The sequence below is a fragment of the Pseudogemmobacter bohemicus genome (assembly GCF_003290025.1).
Taxonomy (GTDB): Bacteria; Pseudomonadota; Alphaproteobacteria; order Rhodobacterales; family Rhodobacteraceae; genus Pseudogemmobacter; species Pseudogemmobacter bohemicus.
On sequence record NZ_QNHG01000001.1, the window covers coordinates 871,371 to 887,335 of the forward strand.

The 15,965-nt window shown below is 64.5% G+C and carries 16 protein-coding genes and 1 other RNA gene; 10 read left to right on the plus strand and 7 right to left on the minus strand.

Translation table 11 applies throughout. The features are described 5' to 3' along the window. Positions 1 to 28: 28 nt before the first annotated feature. The 5 genes from DRF71_RS04175 to DRF71_RS04195 all read right to left on the minus strand — a co-directional run bounded on the left by DRF71_RS04175 (position 29) and on the right by DRF71_RS04195 (position 5,291). Entirely contained in the window at positions 29 to 718 is a 690-nt protein-coding gene (locus DRF71_RS04175) for a DUF4241 domain-containing protein (protein ID WP_112309282.1), read from the minus strand. Then, complete coding sequence (locus tag DRF71_RS04180) at positions 715 to 1,674, minus strand: DUF2927 domain-containing protein (RefSeq protein ID WP_112309283.1); 960 nt, start codon at positions 1,672 to 1,674, stop codon at positions 715 to 717. Before DRF71_RS04180 ends, DRF71_RS04175 begins: the two co-directional genes overlap by 4 nt. Then, positions 1,671 to 2,855, minus strand: coding sequence for a toxic anion resistance protein (locus tag DRF71_RS04185; RefSeq protein WP_112309284.1), 1,185 nt, complete (start codon positions 2,853 to 2,855; stop codon positions 1,671 to 1,673). Before DRF71_RS04185 ends, DRF71_RS04180 begins: the two co-directional genes overlap by 4 nt. A 9-nt stretch (positions 2,856 to 2,864) precedes the next feature. After that, positions 2,865 to 3,797, minus strand: coding sequence for a 5-bromo-4-chloroindolyl phosphate hydrolysis family protein (locus DRF71_RS04190; protein WP_112309285.1), 933 nt, complete (start codon positions 3,795 to 3,797; stop codon positions 2,865 to 2,867). Positions 3,798 to 4,022: 225 nt separating this feature from the next. Next, complete coding sequence (locus tag DRF71_RS04195) at positions 4,023 to 5,291, minus strand: pseudouridine synthase (RefSeq protein WP_232831289.1); 1,269 nt, start codon at positions 5,289 to 5,291, stop codon at positions 4,023 to 4,025. Positions 5,292 to 5,398: 107 nt separating this feature from the next. On the opposite strand from DRF71_RS04195, the gene DRF71_RS04200 reads away from it, so the two are divergent. Further along, on the plus strand, positions 5,399 to 5,857 hold the full coding sequence (locus DRF71_RS04200; RefSeq protein WP_112309979.1) for a nucleoside deaminase: 459 nt from the start codon (positions 5,399 to 5,401) through the stop codon (positions 5,855 to 5,857). Between the two features lie 3 nt (positions 5,858 to 5,860). Here DRF71_RS04200 and DRF71_RS04205 read toward each other — a convergent pair whose 3' ends face one another. Next, positions 5,861 to 6,277, minus strand: a complete 417-nt coding sequence (locus DRF71_RS04205; RefSeq protein WP_198672057.1) for a CBS domain-containing protein — start codon at positions 6,275 to 6,277, stop codon at positions 5,861 to 5,863. A gap of 24 nt (positions 6,278 to 6,301) precedes the next feature. After that, complete coding sequence (locus DRF71_RS04210) at positions 6,302 to 6,997, minus strand: metal-dependent hydrolase (protein WP_112309288.1); 696 nt, start codon at positions 6,995 to 6,997, stop codon at positions 6,302 to 6,304. A 304-nt stretch (positions 6,998 to 7,301) separates the two neighbouring features. On the opposite strand from DRF71_RS04210, the gene gatC reads away from it, so the two are divergent. From gatC to DRF71_RS04255, 9 genes are all read left to right on the plus strand, one after another. Then, positions 7,302 to 7,589 (plus strand): Asp-tRNA(Asn)/Glu-tRNA(Gln) amidotransferase subunit GatC, encoded by a 288-nt coding sequence (gene gatC, locus DRF71_RS04215; RefSeq protein ID WP_112309289.1) that lies wholly within the window; start codon positions 7,302 to 7,304, stop codon positions 7,587 to 7,589. Further along, a complete protein-coding gene (gene gatA / locus DRF71_RS04220) occupies positions 7,586 to 9,064 on the plus strand; it encodes an Asp-tRNA(Asn)/Glu-tRNA(Gln) amidotransferase subunit GatA (RefSeq protein WP_112309290.1) in 1,479 nt (492 codons plus the stop codon). Before gatC ends, gatA begins: the two co-directional genes overlap by 4 nt. 88 nt (positions 9,065 to 9,152) lie before the next feature. Beyond that, positions 9,153 to 9,959 carry a hypothetical protein gene (locus DRF71_RS04225; RefSeq protein WP_112309291.1) on the plus strand — a complete coding sequence of 269 codons (807 nt, stop codon included), beginning with the start codon at positions 9,153 to 9,155 and terminating at the stop codon, positions 9,957 to 9,959. A gap of 10 nt (positions 9,960 to 9,969) precedes the next feature. Further along, on the plus strand, positions 9,970 to 10,671 hold the full coding sequence (locus DRF71_RS04230) for an N-acetylmuramoyl-L-alanine amidase (RefSeq protein ID WP_232831290.1): 702 nt from the start codon (positions 9,970 to 9,972) through the stop codon (positions 10,669 to 10,671). A 12-nt stretch (positions 10,672 to 10,683) separates the two neighbouring features. Continuing rightward, an RNA gene (gene rnpB / locus DRF71_RS04235) (RNase P RNA component class A) lies at positions 10,684 to 11,119 on the plus strand. A gap of 538 nt (positions 11,120 to 11,657) precedes the next feature. Then, positions 11,658 to 12,761: an ABC transporter ATP-binding protein gene (locus DRF71_RS04240; protein ID WP_112309292.1), complete on the plus strand. Its 1,104-nt coding sequence runs from the start codon at positions 11,658 to 11,660 to the stop codon at positions 12,759 to 12,761. Between the two features lie 91 nt (positions 12,762 to 12,852). Continuing rightward, the gene (locus DRF71_RS04245; RefSeq protein ID WP_112309293.1) at positions 12,853 to 13,932 is read left to right on the plus strand and encodes an ABC transporter substrate-binding protein; all 1,080 of its coding nucleotides are present in this window, start codon (positions 12,853 to 12,855) and stop codon (positions 13,930 to 13,932) included. Between the two features lie 63 nt (positions 13,933 to 13,995). Then, positions 13,996 to 14,568: a DUF2314 domain-containing protein gene (locus DRF71_RS04250; RefSeq protein ID WP_112309294.1), complete on the plus strand. Its 573-nt coding sequence runs from the start codon at positions 13,996 to 13,998 to the stop codon at positions 14,566 to 14,568. 54 nt (positions 14,569 to 14,622) lie between these two features. After that, on the plus strand, positions 14,623 to 15,882 hold the full coding sequence (locus tag DRF71_RS04255) for an ABC transporter permease (RefSeq protein WP_112309295.1): 1,260 nt from the start codon (positions 14,623 to 14,625) through the stop codon (positions 15,880 to 15,882). The last annotated feature ends 83 nt before the right edge of the window (positions 15,883 to 15,965 follow it).

Genomic DNA, 15,965 nt, shown 5'->3' on the forward strand with positions numbered 1-15,965 from the left:
TTGTTCATCTGGCAGCCGCCGGATGGCATCAGGTCGAGCCGCAGGCATTGGGTAAAAGCCAGTCTCCGGCATCGTTTTTCCCCATGAAATCGGCGTAAAGGGCGACGACCTCACCGCTTGCGGATTTCAGCCGCGCCACCGGATAGCCGCCGTCTCCCCAGCCGGTCGAGGTCATGGGAATCAGCGTTTTGTCGGGCAAAGGCAGGATATGGCCCACCACCCAGGTCTCGCCGATCAGATCCTCGAACCAGCCGGAATAAAGATCCTCGGGGTCGATCATCTCATAGGAACGGTTCAGGGCCTCGCGCATCACCGGGTCGAGAAAGCTGGCAAGGCCGGTATCGACCGGAATCGTCGCGACATCATCGCCACAGACCGGGGCCGCATCCGAGAAGATCAGCATCGCCTGGGAAACGCGACCCTGACCGTCATCCAGCGCGAGGATAAAACGGGCCTCGCCGGTGGGCGTCCCGATTTCCGGCAGGTCCCAGTCATCGGACCAGGTCAGCGGATCGGCAGCGACGATACCGCCAGGCGCGATGGTGATGCGGCCGGCATCGCGAAATTCCAGCGGAAAATCGGATTGCCCGCGCAGCCAGGCAAGACTGCCGATGGCGCTGACCACCGGGTCGGGCATGGCCTCGCCCGGGGGCTTTTGCGCCTCGGCACCGGCAGGGAGGGCCAGCAGGAGCGTCAGACAGGCGGCAATGCGGATCACACACCGCCCCCCATCAGGCGCTGCGCAATACGGCGCACCACCGGCGCGGCGTCTTCCTCGGTCATGCCGGGCCACATTTCCGGATCATAGAGGATCTTCAGCATCAGCTCATCCTGCCTGGTCAGCAGTGCGAATTCCTCGTCATCGTTGAAGATCGAGGGCCGCGCGCGCGGGCTGTCATTGGCAAGGCCCAACCCCTGGGCGATTTCCTCATGGTAGCAGGATTGCCGCAACAGATCTGGGTGTTCGGCCCGCACCACGGCGACCGCGCGGCGGTAATTGCCGCTGTCCCCGTCCGACAGCGCATAGACAAGGCAATAGGTGGTGGGCGACATGCCGGTGACATCGGCCACATCCTGCGGGCTCAGCCCCGGCAATTCGCGCCGCAGCGCCGGGCCCAGCTGTTCGCGCTCATCCTCTGACACCACATGCAGGGTGAAATTGCCGCCCTGATCGACCAGGGTGATCGGATGGCCGGTCAGCGTCGCCAGCCGCTTGAGGTAAGAGGCGATCCGCGCCCGGTCGGTGGCGCGTCGATCAGCGGGAACCGAGGCGCCGAACTGGATCTGAAAGCGGATAGGAACATCCCAGCGGCGCAGAACAGAGGCGGATTCTCCACGCGCGAAAGCGCCGTCCATGCGGTTGTATTCATCGTAAAGCGCGATGCGGATGAAATTTTCCGCGAGGATCCTCGCGTCGAAAGGCGTGTCCTGGCCGCCGCCATCGGTGCGCAGCAAGCCCTGGGCCAGCAGCGAGTTCTGCACCTGGGTGTAATAGGCGCGGGCGGCCGTGCTTTTCGGCGTCTCGGGCGTCACCGCGACCGGAAGCGCCGGCCGGGGCGGCGGCGCCGCGATCCGCTGCGGCTCCGGCCCGCCGGTGGCGACACAGGCGGAAAGGCCCGCCACCAGCAGGGTGGCAGGCCAAGGTCTCAGACCAGTGGTCCGGGCTGGGTTCATGATTGCGGCTGAGCCGGGGCAGGGGTGATGCTGCGGGCACGGGCCGAGGCCAGCGTGTCGCGCAGCTCGGTTTCCATCTTTTGCAGCTCGATCTCGGCCGCCGCGCGGCGTGCCTTGCCTTCATCGGCGATCTGAAGGCTTTCATTGATGGTGGCGATCAGCGTCTCATTGGCGTATTTCACCGTTTCAATGTCGAAGACGCCGCGCTCCATTTCCTCGCGCACGGTGCGGTTGGCCTGCTGAAGGTTCTCGGCATTCGATTTCAAAAGCTCATTGGTCAGGTCATTGGCATCGCGGATCGACTCGGCGGCCTCTTTTGAGCGCTGGATGGTCACCGCCTGGGCCAGCTGCGTCTCCCACAGCGGCACCGTATTCACCAGCGTCGAGTTTATCTTGGTGACGAGGCTCTTGTCGTTTTCCTGCACCAGCCGGATCGAGGGCAGCGACTGCATCGTGACCTGGCGCGTCAGTTTCAGGTCATGCACCCTACGTTCCAGATCGTCGCGGGCGGCACGCAGATCGCGCAGTTCCTGCGCTTTCAGCACTTTGTCATCCTCGGCCGCAGCCGCGACCTCGGCCTCTTTCGCCGGAATGGTCGTCGCATCGGTCTCTTTCAGCTTTGCCTCGCCGGCCGCGATGTAAAGCCCGAGTTCATCGTAGAAATTCAGCGTCTTGGCATAGAGGAGATCGAGCGACTTGATGTCTTTCAGCAGCTTGGTCTCATGGCCCAGCAGCTCGTCGGTGACCTTGTCGATCTGGCCCTGGACACCCTCATATTTCGCGACGAATTCCGCGAAGGGCGCCGCCTTGCCCAAAAGCCGCTCCCACCACGAGCTTTCGCGGCGCAGGTCCAGCTCATCGGTCGAAAAGCCCCGAATGGTGGTGACGATCTTCCTGAGACTGTCGCCCGCCGGGCCGACATCCTTGTTCTTCACATCCTGCAGCATCTCCTGGCTGATGACCTGCAATTCCGTCTGGGCGGAAGAGCCGAAAGAGATGATGGATTGCGTATTGGTCAGATCCAGCTCGCTCATGCGCTTTTCGATCGCGGCGGCCTTGTCCGGCGAGGCAGCCTCAAGCGGCACGATTTCACCGGCCGGTTCCGGCAGGATCACGGCAGTGACCTTCTCGACTTCGGCGAGGGTCGCTTCGGCAGCGGCGCGGGTGGTGTTCTCGGTCATGGTTAAATCTCACACTTGGGGAGGATTGGAGCCGGGGGGAGTGCCGGAGGATATCCCGGAGGGCGTCTCGAATTTCAGCCGGTCGCGCAGCACGGAAATCTCGACATCGAGATTGTCGCGGTCATTGCCGAGCAGATTTTCCGAACGGGTGGCAAAGGTGGTTTCCAGATCTGTCAGCAGCGCCTCATAATCTTCGCGCGCTTTCGGATCGGGGCGTATTGCCCAGAGATCGGCGAATTTCACCGTCGCGTCGCGGGCACCCTCCAGGTAGACGGTCAGATAGCGGCGCGCAGCGGTCAGATCGCCGGGATCTTCCTCGACCCTTTGCATCAGGCCGCGGGTCTGGGCGATGAAGCGGTCGACCCGGCCCTCAAGCTGGCGATCTTTCGCGCGCAGGATGGCGTCTTTCATCTGCGACAGCGTCTTTTCCGCCCCGGCGACGGCACGGGCGACGCGGTCGGTCTGGAAGCGGTCGATGCCCTCCATTCCCTTATCGCTCCAGGGGTCCAGCCCGAAGGCGCCGATATGGAGACCGGCGCCGGCCAGCCCGAAGAGGATCGGGTAAAGCGAGATCCCGTGTCCGATCAGCCCGCCGGTAAACAGCGCGGCTCCGGTTGCGATGGCGCCAAACAACAGGCGTGGGATCGCCGGGCGGCGTGCGACGCGGCGGGCGTCAAAGGCGGCGCGGGCGCGCATCCCTTCGCGGCTGAGCCAGGCGGAAAGGATCAGGCAGCCGCCGGCGATCAGGCTCAGCAGCATCGCGCCCGGCTCTTCGCCAAAGGCCGGGAAAAGGAAGATGAAGGCCGCGAGGAACAAAAGCGTCGCCCGCCAGCCGCCTTTGGGTTTTTCCGCCCCAGGTGCTGCGCGCGGGATCGGCGGCTGAGTACCCGCCTGGCGCGATCCGTCGGGGCTGTATTTTCCGCCAAAGCGCTGAGCGGCCATCACATTCCTCCCGAACCGGCGACATAGAAGACAAGGGCGATCAGAAGCGCCAGCGAGAGGGTGCGCAGGCCGGATTCGGACATTCTGGATTCCGGAAATAACGGTCGGTTGGCGTGATCCTAGCGAATGGAATCCCGGCTTGCCAGCCTGAGCGGCGGGGAATGCGCGGGAATCTTCTGCCCGCATTCCCGCTTGCGCCCGGCCGGCGGCAGGGGAGGCGCCCGATCAGCCCTTGCCCCCCGGACCGCCACGCCCCGGACCGCCGCGCCCCGAGGGGCTGCCGGGTTTGCGCGGCGCGGTCGCGGGGGGCGCGTTGCGGGTGCTTTGAGGCTTTGCCGGGCGGGGTTTTGCCGCCCGCGCTTTGGGGGCGGGGGCGGCGTTGCGGGCCTCCGCCGCCTGGATCGGGTTGCGTCCGGGCCGTCGGGCCGGCGCGGCAGCATCGCCGTCACGGGGCGGTGCGGTGCGGCGGGTGGTCGTCATGGCGCCGGCTTTGCCGGCAGCGGCGCGGTTGCCCGGAGCGGGTCTTGCCTCGCGCGTTGCGGGGGCGCCGTCCTGGGCGGCGTGCCTTGTGCCGGTTGCGGCTGATGCCGGCCTTGCGGCGCCCGAGCGCGGGGCGGGGCCGGTCTTGCCGGCGGGGGCAGGGCCGGTCTTGCCGGCAGCGGCCGGCCGGGCGGGTTTATCAGGCGCGGCGCGGCCGGCGCGCACCCGCGTCAGCGCCGGTTTTCTGGCGGCGCGGCCGGTATCATCGGCCTCGGCCTCGATCTCGCCCAGCTGTTCGCGCAGCACGCGGGCCTTGATTTCCTCGACCTGGCCCGGCTCCAGATCGCCCAGCCGGAAGGGGCCGTAAGAGACCCGGATCAGCCGGTTCACATAAAGGCCGATCGCCGACATGGCGCGGCGGATCTCGCGGTTCTTGCCCTCGCGCAGGCCGACGGTCAGCCAGGCATTGGCGCCCTGCTGGCGGTCGATGGTAACCTGCATCGGCTTGAACCGCTCACCCTCGACGGTGATTCCCTCGCGCAGGGGCTGCAGTTTCAGATCATCCGCCGCGCCATTGACGCGGACGCGGTATTTCCTGAGCCAGCCGGTCGAGGGCAGTTCCAGCCGCCGCTTCAGCCCGCCATCATTCGTCAGCAGCAAAAGCCCCTCGGAATTGAGGTCGAGCCGCCCGACCGACATCACCCGGGGCAGGTCTTCGGGCAGATGGTCAAAGACGGTGTCGCGGCCCTTTTCATCGGCGGCGCTGGTGACCAGGCCCTCGGGCTTGTAATAGAGCCAGAGCCGCGCCTGTTCCTCTTCGGGCAAGGCCTTGCCGGAAACGGTGATGCGTTCCTCGCCGGTCACGTTCAGCGCCGGGCTGGTGATGACCTTGCCGTTGACGGTGACCTCGCCCGCCTCGATCAGCCGTTCAGCTTCGCGCCGCGAGGCGACGCCCCGGCGCGACAACAGTTTCGCGATGCGCTCTCCGGCGGGAGGACTTGTGTTTTCCGGCATGGGAGGCGACCTTTTCGGGGGATTGGGCATGATGGCTGAGGACAGCCGGGGGGCTTGCCCCCCGGACCCCCGAGGATATTTCAGGACAGATGAAAGGACAATGCGGCGTGGCTTTCCGCTCTTATATGGATCTGGCGCTTGATGAGGCGCAGGCGGCGGCCGGGCGTGGCGAGGTGCCGGTCGGGGCGGTGCTGATCGCGCCGGATGGCGCGGTTGTGGCGCAGGCAGGCAACCGCACGCGTGCGCTGAACGATCCGACCGCCCATGCCGAGATGCTGGTGATCCGGGCGGGCTGCGCGGCTTTGGGGCGCGAGCGGCTGGAAGGATTCGCGCTTTATGTCACGCTGGAGCCATGTCCGATGTGCGCGGCCGCGATTTCAGCGGCGCGGATCGCAAGGCTAGTCTATGGCGCCGCCGATCCGAAATCGGGGGGCGTTGCGGTCGGTGCGCGGGTCTTCAGCCATCCGCAATGCCATCATGTGCCCGAAGTGCTGGACGGGATTGCAGAGGCCGAGGCCGGGCGGCTTTTGCGTGATTTCTTCGCCGCCCGGCGCGAGGGGGGCTGAGGGTCAACCGCTCAGTGCGCGAAAGCGTTCATACATCACCCGGTATTCCGCCGGGATATCGCGCACCGACAGCAACCCGAGGCAGGTGCCCGCGGCATCAACCACCGGCAAATGGCGGAAATGGCCGCTTTCCATCTTGCCAATAGCATCCGCCAGCGGGTCGCTGTCCTGCACTGTGACCGGGTCCGGTGTCATGGCGCTGGCCACGGTGATCGCATCGGCATGCAGCCCCTGGCCCACCACCTTGCGCAGCACATCGCGCTCGGACAGGAGGCCCGTGATGCGGCCCTCGTCAATCACCACCAGCGCCCCGATATCATAATGGTCAAGGATCGAGGCGGCTTCGGTGATCGTGGCCACAGACCGGATCTGCGGCAGATCGCGGCCCTGAATGACTTCTCCGACCGAGCGGATCAGCATGGTATTCTTCCTTATCATATCAGTTCAGAACAAGATCGGTTCCAGCACCAGGGGTTCGATCACCTCGACGCCGGGCGGCAGGCCCGCACGCAGCGGATCAGCATTCTGTGCCAGCAGTGGGAAGGTTTTGTAATGGCAGGGAATCACCCAGCGGAAATTGAAATATTTCCGCGCGGCCCAGGCGGCGCGTTCCATATCCATCGTGTAATGGCCGCCGCAGGAGAGGATGCCGATCTCGGGCTGATGCAATTCTCCCATCCAGGCCATATCGGCCATGATATCGGTATCGCCCGAAATATAGACCGTGCGCCCCTCGCCGCGCAGCATGAAACCGGCGGCCGAGCCTGCCGGCAACAGCGCGCCACCCCCGAAATCGACCGAGGCCGAATGGATCGCGTTCACCATGGTCACCTTCGCGCCGCCGCAGTCGATGGTGCCGCCTTTGCCGAAGCCGATGGTCTCGGCCCCCTGGCCGTCCAGCCAGACCGAGACCTCATGGATACAGGCCACCGGCACGCCCAGCTCTTGCGACAGCGCTGCCGCATCGGCCGCATGATCGCCATGCGCATGGGTCAAAAGAATATGCGTGGCCCCCGCCACCGCCTCAGCCCGCCGTGCGGCAGGGAAAACCGGATTGCCGGTCAGCCATGGATCCACCAGCAGCACCGCCTGTTCGATCTCGATACGGAACCCCGAATGCCCGAGCCAGGTGATTTTCATGGTCTCTCCTCCTGTCCTGATTGTGCGGGGGGCAATCTAGCCACCCATTGTGACAGGTTTCCAGTGCTTTCCGAACCAGATGGTTCGAATTCGCGCATCCCCGCCTTTCCTGTCCCGGCTTTTCCCCTGACCCAAATACTCCCGCCGGAGGCGCAGATCTGCCAGAGGCACCCCCTCCGCCTTTGCGCAGGCACCCATAGAACAGGCAACCCTGGCACGGGCAGCCTTTGCCTTGCACAGCCGCCATGCCCTGGCTAAACGGGGCCCTGATTGAACGAAGCCAAAGCTTCAGAGGGTCTGATCCATGTCCATCGACATTGATACCGCACGGAAAGTGGCGAAACTCGCCCGGATCCGGGTTGAGGAGGCGGCGCTTCCTGATCTCGCCCGGGAATTGTCCGGCATTCTCACCTTCATGGAGCAGCTGAACGAGGTCGATGTGACCGGCATCGAGCCGATGGTCTCGGTCACGCCGATGCGGCTGCGCCGGCGCGAGGATATTGTCACCGATGGCAATCTCCAGGCCGAGGTTCTGAAAAACGCCCCCGAAGCCCGCGAAGGCTTCTTTGCCGTGCCGAAGGTGGTGGAATGAGCGCGAATAGCTGGACGATCGAAAAGGCGCGGGACGCGCTGCGGGCCGGCGATATTTCCGCCGTCGATCTGACCATGTCCTGCCTGACGGCAATTGATGCAGGCGATGCGCTTGGCGCTTTCGTCCATAAAACGCCCGAGCTGGCGCTGGAGCAGGCACGGGCGGCGGATCAGCGGCTGAAAGCGGGGGATGCTCCGTCTTTGTGCGGCATCCCGCTGGGGATCAAGGATCTTTTCTGCACCAAAGGCGTGAATTCCCAGGCCGCCTCGGGCATCCTCCAGGGCTTTAAGCCGGAATACGAGTCGACTGTCACCACGAAGCTGTTTGCGGATGGCGCGGTGATGCTTGGCAAGCTGAACATGGACGAATTCGCCATGGGCTCGTCGAATGAAACCTCGGTTTACGGCAATGCCGTGAACCCCTGGAAGATCGACGACCGCCAGCTGACGCCGGGCGGGTCGTCGGGCGGATCGGCCTCGGCGGTGGCGGCAGATCTTTGTCTTGCCGCAACCGGCACCGATACCGGCGGCTCGATCCGGCAGCCTGCGGCCTTTACCGGCATCGTCGGTATCAAACCGACTTATGGCCGGGTCTCCCGTTGGGGGATCATCGCCTTTGCCTCCTCGCTCGACCAGGCCGGCCCGATGACGAAATCGGTGCGCGATGCGGCGATCTTCCTGCAGTCGATGTCGGGCTATGATCCGAAGGATTCGACCAGCGCCGAAATCGCGGTTCCGGATTTCGAGGCCGCTCTGACCGGCGATATTCGCGGGCGGGTGATCGGCATTCCGAAGGAATACCGGCTCGACGGGATCCCCGCCGAGATCGACGCGCTTTGGGAGCAGGGCATCGCCATGCTGAAAGACGCCGGTGCCGAGGTCCGCGAGATCAGCCTGCCGCATACAAAATACGCGCTGCCGGCCTATTATGTGATCGCCCCCGCCGAGGCCTCTTCCAACCTCGCGCGCTATGATGGCGTCCGCTACGGCCATCGCGCAAAGCTGGGCCCGGGCGATGGCATTACCGAGATGTATGAGAAAACCCGCGCCGAAGGGTTTGGCGCCGAGGTTCAGCGCCGGATTATGATCGGCACCTATGTGCTGAGCGCTGGCTTCTACGACGCCTATTACAACCGCGCCCGCCGCGTCCGTGCCCTGATCAAACAGGATTTCGAGGCCGTCTTTGCCGCTGGCGTCGACGCGATCCTGACACCGGCGACGCCGTCATCGGCCTTTGGTCTGGGCGAGATGGCCTCGGCCGATCCGGTCGAGATGTATCTGAACGACGTCTTTACCGTGACGGTGAACCTTGCCGGCCTGCCGGGCATCTCGGTTCCGGTGGGGCTGGATGCCAAAGGCCTGCCGATGGGGCTGCAACTGATCGGCAAACCCTGGGACGAGGCGGGGCTTCTTAATCACGCCTATGTGCTGGAACGCGCTGCGGGATTTGTAGCCAAGCCGCAAAAATGGTGGTAATGGCGGCCGGATATATTCCGGCCCCGCACTGTTTCTCTGTCTGTTGAGAGGCCTGCGGGCCGGTATTGCCGTTTTACATGAGGACGCGATGACCCCCCGCCGGCAGATCATTTCGGGTTTTTCACGCAAGGGCGCCTCGGTCCTTGGATTGCTGGTTCTGGCGGCTTGCACGCCTTCCGTCCCCGATTCCGGCAGCGGCGTGGGCTTTCAGGATTACAATTCCTATATCCGGGGCACCAATACCAACCCGTCGCAGAGCGCGGCTCCGGCGGCAGTGGTGCCTTTGGCTCCGGCAGGGGCGGCGCCTGCCAGCGCGGGCTTTGACCCGGCTGCGGCGGCTGCGGCCATAGACCGTGCCGATGGCACCACCACCCCGGCCCCGATCAGCGCGATCCCTGCGACCGGCACCAGTGCGAATTACATTCCGCCCGCCGACACCACCGGCAGCCGTCCACGCGGCGGCGCTCCGGTCGGGATCAAGGAAGAATCGGGCGAGATGATCCACTCTAACCCGAGCATCTCGGACGAGAACGATTTCCAGGCCGTCTCCTCCCGCGAATCCATCGCCTCGGATGCCGAGCGGATCGCGAAGAACCGTGCCGAATATGTCGTGGTGCAGCCCGGTGCGCTGCCGGTGCGCCCCGGCGAGAGCGGGCCGAATATCGTTGAATTCGCGCTGGCCACCACCCATGCGCCGGGCGTGCAGATGTATGATCGCGGTCGCAACTCGAAAGATCCGCTGATCACCTGCGCGAAATACCCCTCGCCGGATCTGGCGCAAGAGGCGTTTCTGGCCAATGGTGGCCCGGATCGCGACAAGCAGGGGCTTGACCCCGATGGCGATGGTTTCGCCTGTGGCTGGGATCCGCGCCCGTTCCGCACCGCGCTGCAGTGAGTGATCTCTGGTGAGCGACCGGCCTTCGCCGCAATGGCCCTCGCCGAATTTCGGCGAGCGGCGGGGCGGCGTGAAGCCCTCGCTGATCATCCTGCATTACACCGCGATGAAAAGCGCTCAGGCCGCCCGGGCGCGGCTTTGCGATCCGGAATTCGAAGTCTCGGCCCATTGGCTGATCGGCGAGGATGGCACCAGTCTGGCGCTGGTGCCGGAAGAGGCGCGGGCCTGGCATGCCGGGCGCAGCTACTGGCGCGGCATCCGTGATGTGAACAGCCATTCCATCGGGATCGAGCTGGCCAATCCTGGCAATCACCCCTTCCCCGAGCCGCAGATGGCCGCGCTGGAGCATGTGCTGGCCGGCATCATGGCGCGCTGGCAGATCGCGCCTCAGGGCGTGCTTGCCCATTCCGATATCGCGCCTGATCGCAAGATCGACCCCGGACCCCATTTCGACTGGCAGCGTCTGGCGCGCCAGGGGCTGGCGCTGGCGCCATCCCCGGTTGCTGCGGCTGGCGGGGATTTCACAGCTCTGGCCCATGCGATTGGCTACGACCCGGGCCTTGATGCCGAAACGCTGCTCGGCGCTTTCCGGCTCCGGTTCCGGCCCTGGGGGCGGGGCGCGGTCACAGCGCAGGAGATTGACCTCGCGCAGCGGGTTCTTGCCGCATTTCCCGCCGGTTTTCCGGTTGACGGCGCCGGGGCAGGCGCCTAATTCCCGCCTCGCACGGATGGCCGGATGACCGCGGGGGGCGCGCAAGCGTCGTGCCGAGGAAAGTCCGGACTCCATGAAGCAAGGGCGCCGGGTAACTCCCGGCCGGGGTAACCCGAGGGAAAGCGCAACAGAGAAGAGACAGCCGCGCCGCCGGCTCTGGTCGGAGACCGGTGCGGTGATGGTGAAACGGTGGGGTAAGAGCCCACCGCGGTCCTGGCAACAGGAATGGCATGGCAAGCCCCGCCCGGAGCAATGCCGAATAGGGGCCTCGCGCGGGACCGGTCGGGCAACCGATACCGCCGCAGGGATGCTTCAGCCCGAGAGGCCCGGGTTGGCAGCTGGATCCCGTCCGTAAGGGCGGGGGCAGAGGAATGGTCATCCAGGGCGGCCCCCTTGCAAGAGGGACCAGCCGCCTGGACAGAATCCGGCTTACAGGCCATCCGTGCATTTTTCGCAGATATCGAGCCGCTGGCGGCAGGGCCGCCGGATTTGCGCATGGGGGCAGGGACCAGACCTGCCGCATCCCGTACCAATCCGGGTGCTGCGCAGCAATAACCATGCCTGGCGCGGCCCGGTTCCGTTCCTGCCGGATTCTTTGGCCTCCGGGCGGGGATTCTGCCCGCAATTCGGGCGGGTTTCTGGCCGGGCGGCGCCGCCCGGGCGAGAATCGACCTTCTGCATCCGTGAAAAACAGGGGTGAGCCATGCGCCGGCCAGGCCCCCGACAGGGCCGGCCCCCCAGGTGCCACCGCCCGCCGCCCCGCCGGGGCCGGAGCGCGTGGCATGCCCGGCGGCGGAGTTCCTTTCTATTGGTGAATTTTCAGGCAGATTGCCTGCATCCTGCCGCCACATCCGGCCAGTTGCCACGATCTTTTATTGCCCGTTGCATTGGGCTGCGGCATTTGCTTACGTCTGTGGCAACAGAGCGGACAATCCGCCACCCAAAAGACAGCCGGCAGCGCCGGCCGGGAAGACAGGGAGAACTGAGTGACGGTTGATCCGAAGAACGACGCTTTCGTCGCTTTTGAGCATGTGCAGAAAAGCTATGACGGTGTCTCGCTGGTCGTTAAGGATCTGAACCTCAACATTGCCAAGGGCGAGTTTCTGACCATGCTCGGCCCGTCCGGATCGGGCAAGACCACCTGTCTGATGATGCTGGCAGGGTTTGAAACCGCGACCCATGGCGAGATCCGGCTTGATGGCCGCCCGATCAACCAGGTGCCGCCGCATAAGCGCGGCATCGGCATGGTGTTCCAGAACTACGCGCTGTTCCCGCATATGACGGTGGGGGAGAACCTGTCCTTCCCGCTGGAAGTGCGCGGCATGGGCAAGGATGAACGCGAGACCCGGATCAGACGCGCGCTCGATATGGTGCAGATGGGGGCCTTTTCCAATCGCCGCCCGGCGCAGCTTTCGGGGGGCCAGCAGCAGCGGATCGCGCTGGCGCGCGCGCTGGTGTTTGACCCGACGCTGGTGCTGATGGATGAGCCGCTCGGCGCGCTGGATAAACAGCTGCGCGAACATATGCAGCTTGAAATCAAACACCTGCACGAATCGCTCGGCATCACGGTGGTCTATGTGACCCATGACCAGGGCGAGGCGCTGACGATGTCGGACCGCGTCGCCGTCTTCAATGATGGCCGCATCCAGCAGCTTGCGCCACCCGCCGATCTTTACGAGCGCCCCGATAACAGCTTCGTCGCGCAGTTCATCGGCGAGAACAACAAGCTGCCCGGCACCATCGAAGAGATCAATGGCGCGAAGGCCCGCGTGCGTCTGACCACCGGCGAGCTGATCGACGCGACCCCGGTGAATGTGACCCAGAAGGGCGAGAAAACCGTCGTCTCGATCCGCCCCGAACGCGTCGAGTTCAAGCCCGAGCTGATGCCGCCTGGCGCGCTGACGCTTGATGCTGATGTGCTGGAAGTCATCTATATGGGCGATATCCTCCGCACCCGGATGCGTGTCGCCGGAACCGATGATTTCGTGGTAAAATGCCGCAATACCCTTGGCCAGACCCGGCTTACGCCCGGCGGCAGGATCAAAGTCGGCTGGCATCCGGAAGATGCCCGCGCGCTTGACGCTCCCTGAAACGCTGCAGGCGGGCGAAAGACCCGCGCGGTTCAGAGGGTAAGGACTTTCCCCGAAAAACGGGGATCAGATATCAACACGGGAGACTGATATGAAGAAACTCTTGGTCCTTTCCACCGCGCTTGCGGGCTTTGCCCTGCCGGCGGTGGCGCAGGAAATCACGGTCATGGGCTGGGGCGGTGCTTACACCAACAGCCAGATCGAAGCCTATCAGAAGCCCTTCACCGAAAAGACCGGCATCAAGGTCAATTCGGTTGATGCCGACAACCCCGCCACCCCGGTCAAGGCTCAGGTCGATGCGGGCAACGTCACCGTCGACGTGGCCTCGCTGGAGATCGCCGATGCCGTGCGTCTGTGCGACGAAGGCCTGATCATCCCGATCGACGCCGCCTCGCTGCCCGATGGTGTCGATGGCAGCAAAGCCACTGACGATTTCATCGCCGGCACCCTGACCGAATGCATGATCCCGACCGATATCTTCTCGACCGTCGTGGCTTATGATGCATCGAAATTCCCGGAAGGCGCCGCTCCGACAACCATCGCCGATTTCTTCGATCTCGAGAAATTCCCCGGCAAGCGCGGCGTGAAAAAAGGCGCGAAAGCGACGCTTGAAATGGCGCTGATGGCGGATGGCGTGCCTGCGGGCGAGGTCTATGCGCTGCTCGCGACCAAAGAGGGCCAGGACCGCGCTTTCGCCAAGCTCGACACGATCAAGAAAGATGCCGTGTTCTGGGAAGCCGGCGCACAGCCGCCGCAGCTGCTGGCAGATGGCGAAGTCACCATGACCATGGGCTGGAACGGGCGGATCTACAACGCCGCCGTGGCCGAGAACAAACCCTTCACCATCATCTGGGACGGCCAGGTCTTTGAATGGGAAGGCTATGTGATCCCGAAAGGCGCCCCCAATGAGGCGGCGGCGCTTGACTTCGTGAAATTCGCCACCTCCTCCGAGGCGCTCGCCAAGGCGGCTGAATACATCTCCTACGGTCCGCCCCGGAAATCCTCGGCTCCGCTCGTCGGCAATGTCTTCGGCACCGATGTGCCGATGTCGCCGAACCTGCCGACCTCGCCCGAGAACATGACCAATGCGCTCGGCTCGGATCTGGAATTCTGGGTCGACCGCGATACCGAACTGGGCGAACGCTACAACGCCTGGCTGGTGTCGAACTGATCTGAGACCTGCGGCCATGGGAATTTCTCTCATGGCCGTTCTCATTCTGGCGGGAGAGATCTGATGGCCTCAGCTGACCCTTTCCGTATCGCGTCGGCTTTTCTGCTGGGGCTGGTGCTGAGCAGTGGCGCATTCACAGGCGCGCTCAGGGCCGAGACCGCAAAGGCGATGGATTTCGCCCGCGCAGATCCCGCGATGAATGCCGCGATTGATGCCGCCCGCGCCACCCTGCCGGAGTTTCTGGCAAAGGCGGCGGCGGCGGATCTGTCTTCGGGCGATTACCGCGTGAAATGGGCGCGTCCGACCGATGAGGGCAATGCGGCCACCGAACATATCTGGGTGGTGCTGACTTCGGTTGACCCGGAAAGCGTCGAGGGTACGCTGGCCAGCCGCCCGGAGACTTTTCGCGGTGCCAGTGGCGATGCGGTCCGTTTCGCGCAAAGCGAGATCTCCGACTGGATGCTCTTTCGCGCCGATGGGCTGATCGAGGGCTGCTACACGACCCGCGTGATGCTTGCCCGGATGAACGAGCAGGATCGCGAAAGCTATGAGGCGCAGCTGGCGCCGCTGCCGGCCACCGGGACGTCCACTGGAAAATCCACTGGGGCGGACAGGAAAATAAGCGCCGGGAACTGACCGGCGACAGGAAGAACGGGCCGCAGGGCCCTGCAGAGGTTTCAGGGACAGACTATGGCAGAGTTGACACATGGTGACGCCACCCCGCTGACGACAGCGGATGGCCGTCCTCTCAAGGCGGCGCTGGCGGCGGCACAGGCAAAGGCGAAATGGCGCGCGTTCTTTCTGGTGCTGCCCTTGCTTTTGTTCATCGTGATCACCTTTGTCGTCCCGATCGGTCAGATGCTCCAGCGCTCAGTCTACCATGACGGGTTCTCGAAAACCTCGCCCAATCTGGCGGCCTGGTTCGATGCCAACCCCGCCGGGACCGAACCCGATGAGGCAGCCTTTGCCGCCCTCGCCGCCGATCTTGTGCTGATGAAAGACAACCGCCTTGCCGGTGAGGCCGGCACAAGGATAAACTATTCGGTGCCGGGGACGCGCTCGCTCTTCACCGCCTCGGCGCGTGGGGCCGATGAGCTGGCACCGCCCTTCCGGGAGGCACTGACCGGGCAGGATGCCAAATGGGGCGATCCGCTGATCTGGGTCGCGATGCGCGAGGCCGCCTCCCCCTGGACCACCGATTTCTATCTGACCGGCATCGACATGCAGCGCACGGCCGATGGCGGTATCGAGAAGGTCGCAGAATCAAGCCGGGTCTATCTCTGGCTCTATGCCAGGACCTTCATTCTCTCGGCGGTGATCACCGGCATCTGCCTGCTGCTCGCCTTTCCGATTGCCCATATGCTGGCCACGCTGCCGATGGCGAAGGCCAATCTGCTGATGATCCTCGTGCTCTTGCCGTTCTGGACCTCGCTTCTGGTCCGCACCACCTCCTGGATCGTGCTTTTGCAAGGCCAGGGCGTGGTCAATTCGCTGATGGTCTCGCTTGGCATCATCGACGATGCCGGGCGGCTGCAGATGATCTACAACCAGACAGGGACCATCATCGTGATGGTGCATATTCTGCTGCCTTTCATGGTGCTGCCGCTTTACTCGGTGATGCGGGTGATCCCACCAGGCTATGCCCGCGCTGCCCGCTCGCTTGGCGCCACCTCCTGGACGACCTTCCGCCGCATCTACCTGCCGCAGACCCTGCCCGGGATCGGGGCGGGGGTGCTCCTCGTCTTCATACTGGCGGTCGGCTATTACATCACGCCCGCGCTGGTCGGTGGCGCCGATGGACAGCTCTTCTCGAACCAGATCCAGTTCCATATGTCCAAATCCAACTGGAGCCAGGCGGCCGCCCTTGCCGCGATGCTCCTCGCAGGCGTGCTTGTGCTTTACTGGCTCTATGACCGCCTGATCGGCATCGACAAACTGAAGCTCGGCTGACCCCCCTGAGAAAGGGAAGGGCAATCCGGCCCCTCCCTTTCATCTGTCCATAAATATCCTCTGGGGGTCCGGGGGGCGAAGCG

Bases quoted from the DNA above. Each gene is read 5' to 3' on its own strand.
- DRF71_RS04180 (WP_112309283.1), bottom strand. From the start codon at position 1,674: ATGAACCCAGCCCGGACCACTGGTCTGAGACCTTGGCCTGCCACCCTG.
- DRF71_RS04185 (WP_112309284.1), bottom strand. From the start codon at position 2,855: ATGACCGAGAACACCACCCGCGCCGCTGCCGAAGCGACCCTCGCCGAA.
- DRF71_RS04190 (WP_112309285.1), bottom strand. From the start codon at position 3,797: ATGGCCGCTCAGCGCTTTGGCGGAAAATACAGCCCCGACGGATCGCGC.
- DRF71_RS04195 (WP_232831289.1), bottom strand. From the start codon at position 5,291: ATGCCGGAAAACACAAGTCCTCCCGCCGGAGAGCGCATCGCGAAACTG.
- DRF71_RS04205 (WP_198672057.1), bottom strand. From the start codon at position 6,277: ATGCTGATCCGCTCGGTCGGAGAAGTCATTCAGGGCCGCGATCTGCCG.
- DRF71_RS04210 (WP_112309288.1), bottom strand. From the start codon at position 6,997: ATGAAAATCACCTGGCTCGGGCATTCGGGGTTCCGTATCGAGATCGAA.
- gatC (WP_112309289.1), top strand. From the start codon at position 7,302: ATGTCCATCGACATTGATACCGCACGGAAAGTGGCGAAACTCGCCCGG.
- gatA (WP_112309290.1), top strand. From the start codon at position 7,586: ATGAGCGCGAATAGCTGGACGATCGAAAAGGCGCGGGACGCGCTGCGG.
- DRF71_RS04225 (WP_112309291.1), top strand. From the start codon at position 9,153: ATGACCCCCCGCCGGCAGATCATTTCGGGTTTTTCACGCAAGGGCGCC.
- DRF71_RS04245 (WP_112309293.1), top strand. From the start codon at position 12,853: ATGAAGAAACTCTTGGTCCTTTCCACCGCGCTTGCGGGCTTTGCCCTG.
- DRF71_RS04250 (WP_112309294.1), top strand. From the start codon at position 13,996: ATGGCCTCAGCTGACCCTTTCCGTATCGCGTCGGCTTTTCTGCTGGGG.
- DRF71_RS04255 (WP_112309295.1), top strand. From the start codon at position 14,623: ATGGCAGAGTTGACACATGGTGACGCCACCCCGCTGACGACAGCGGAT.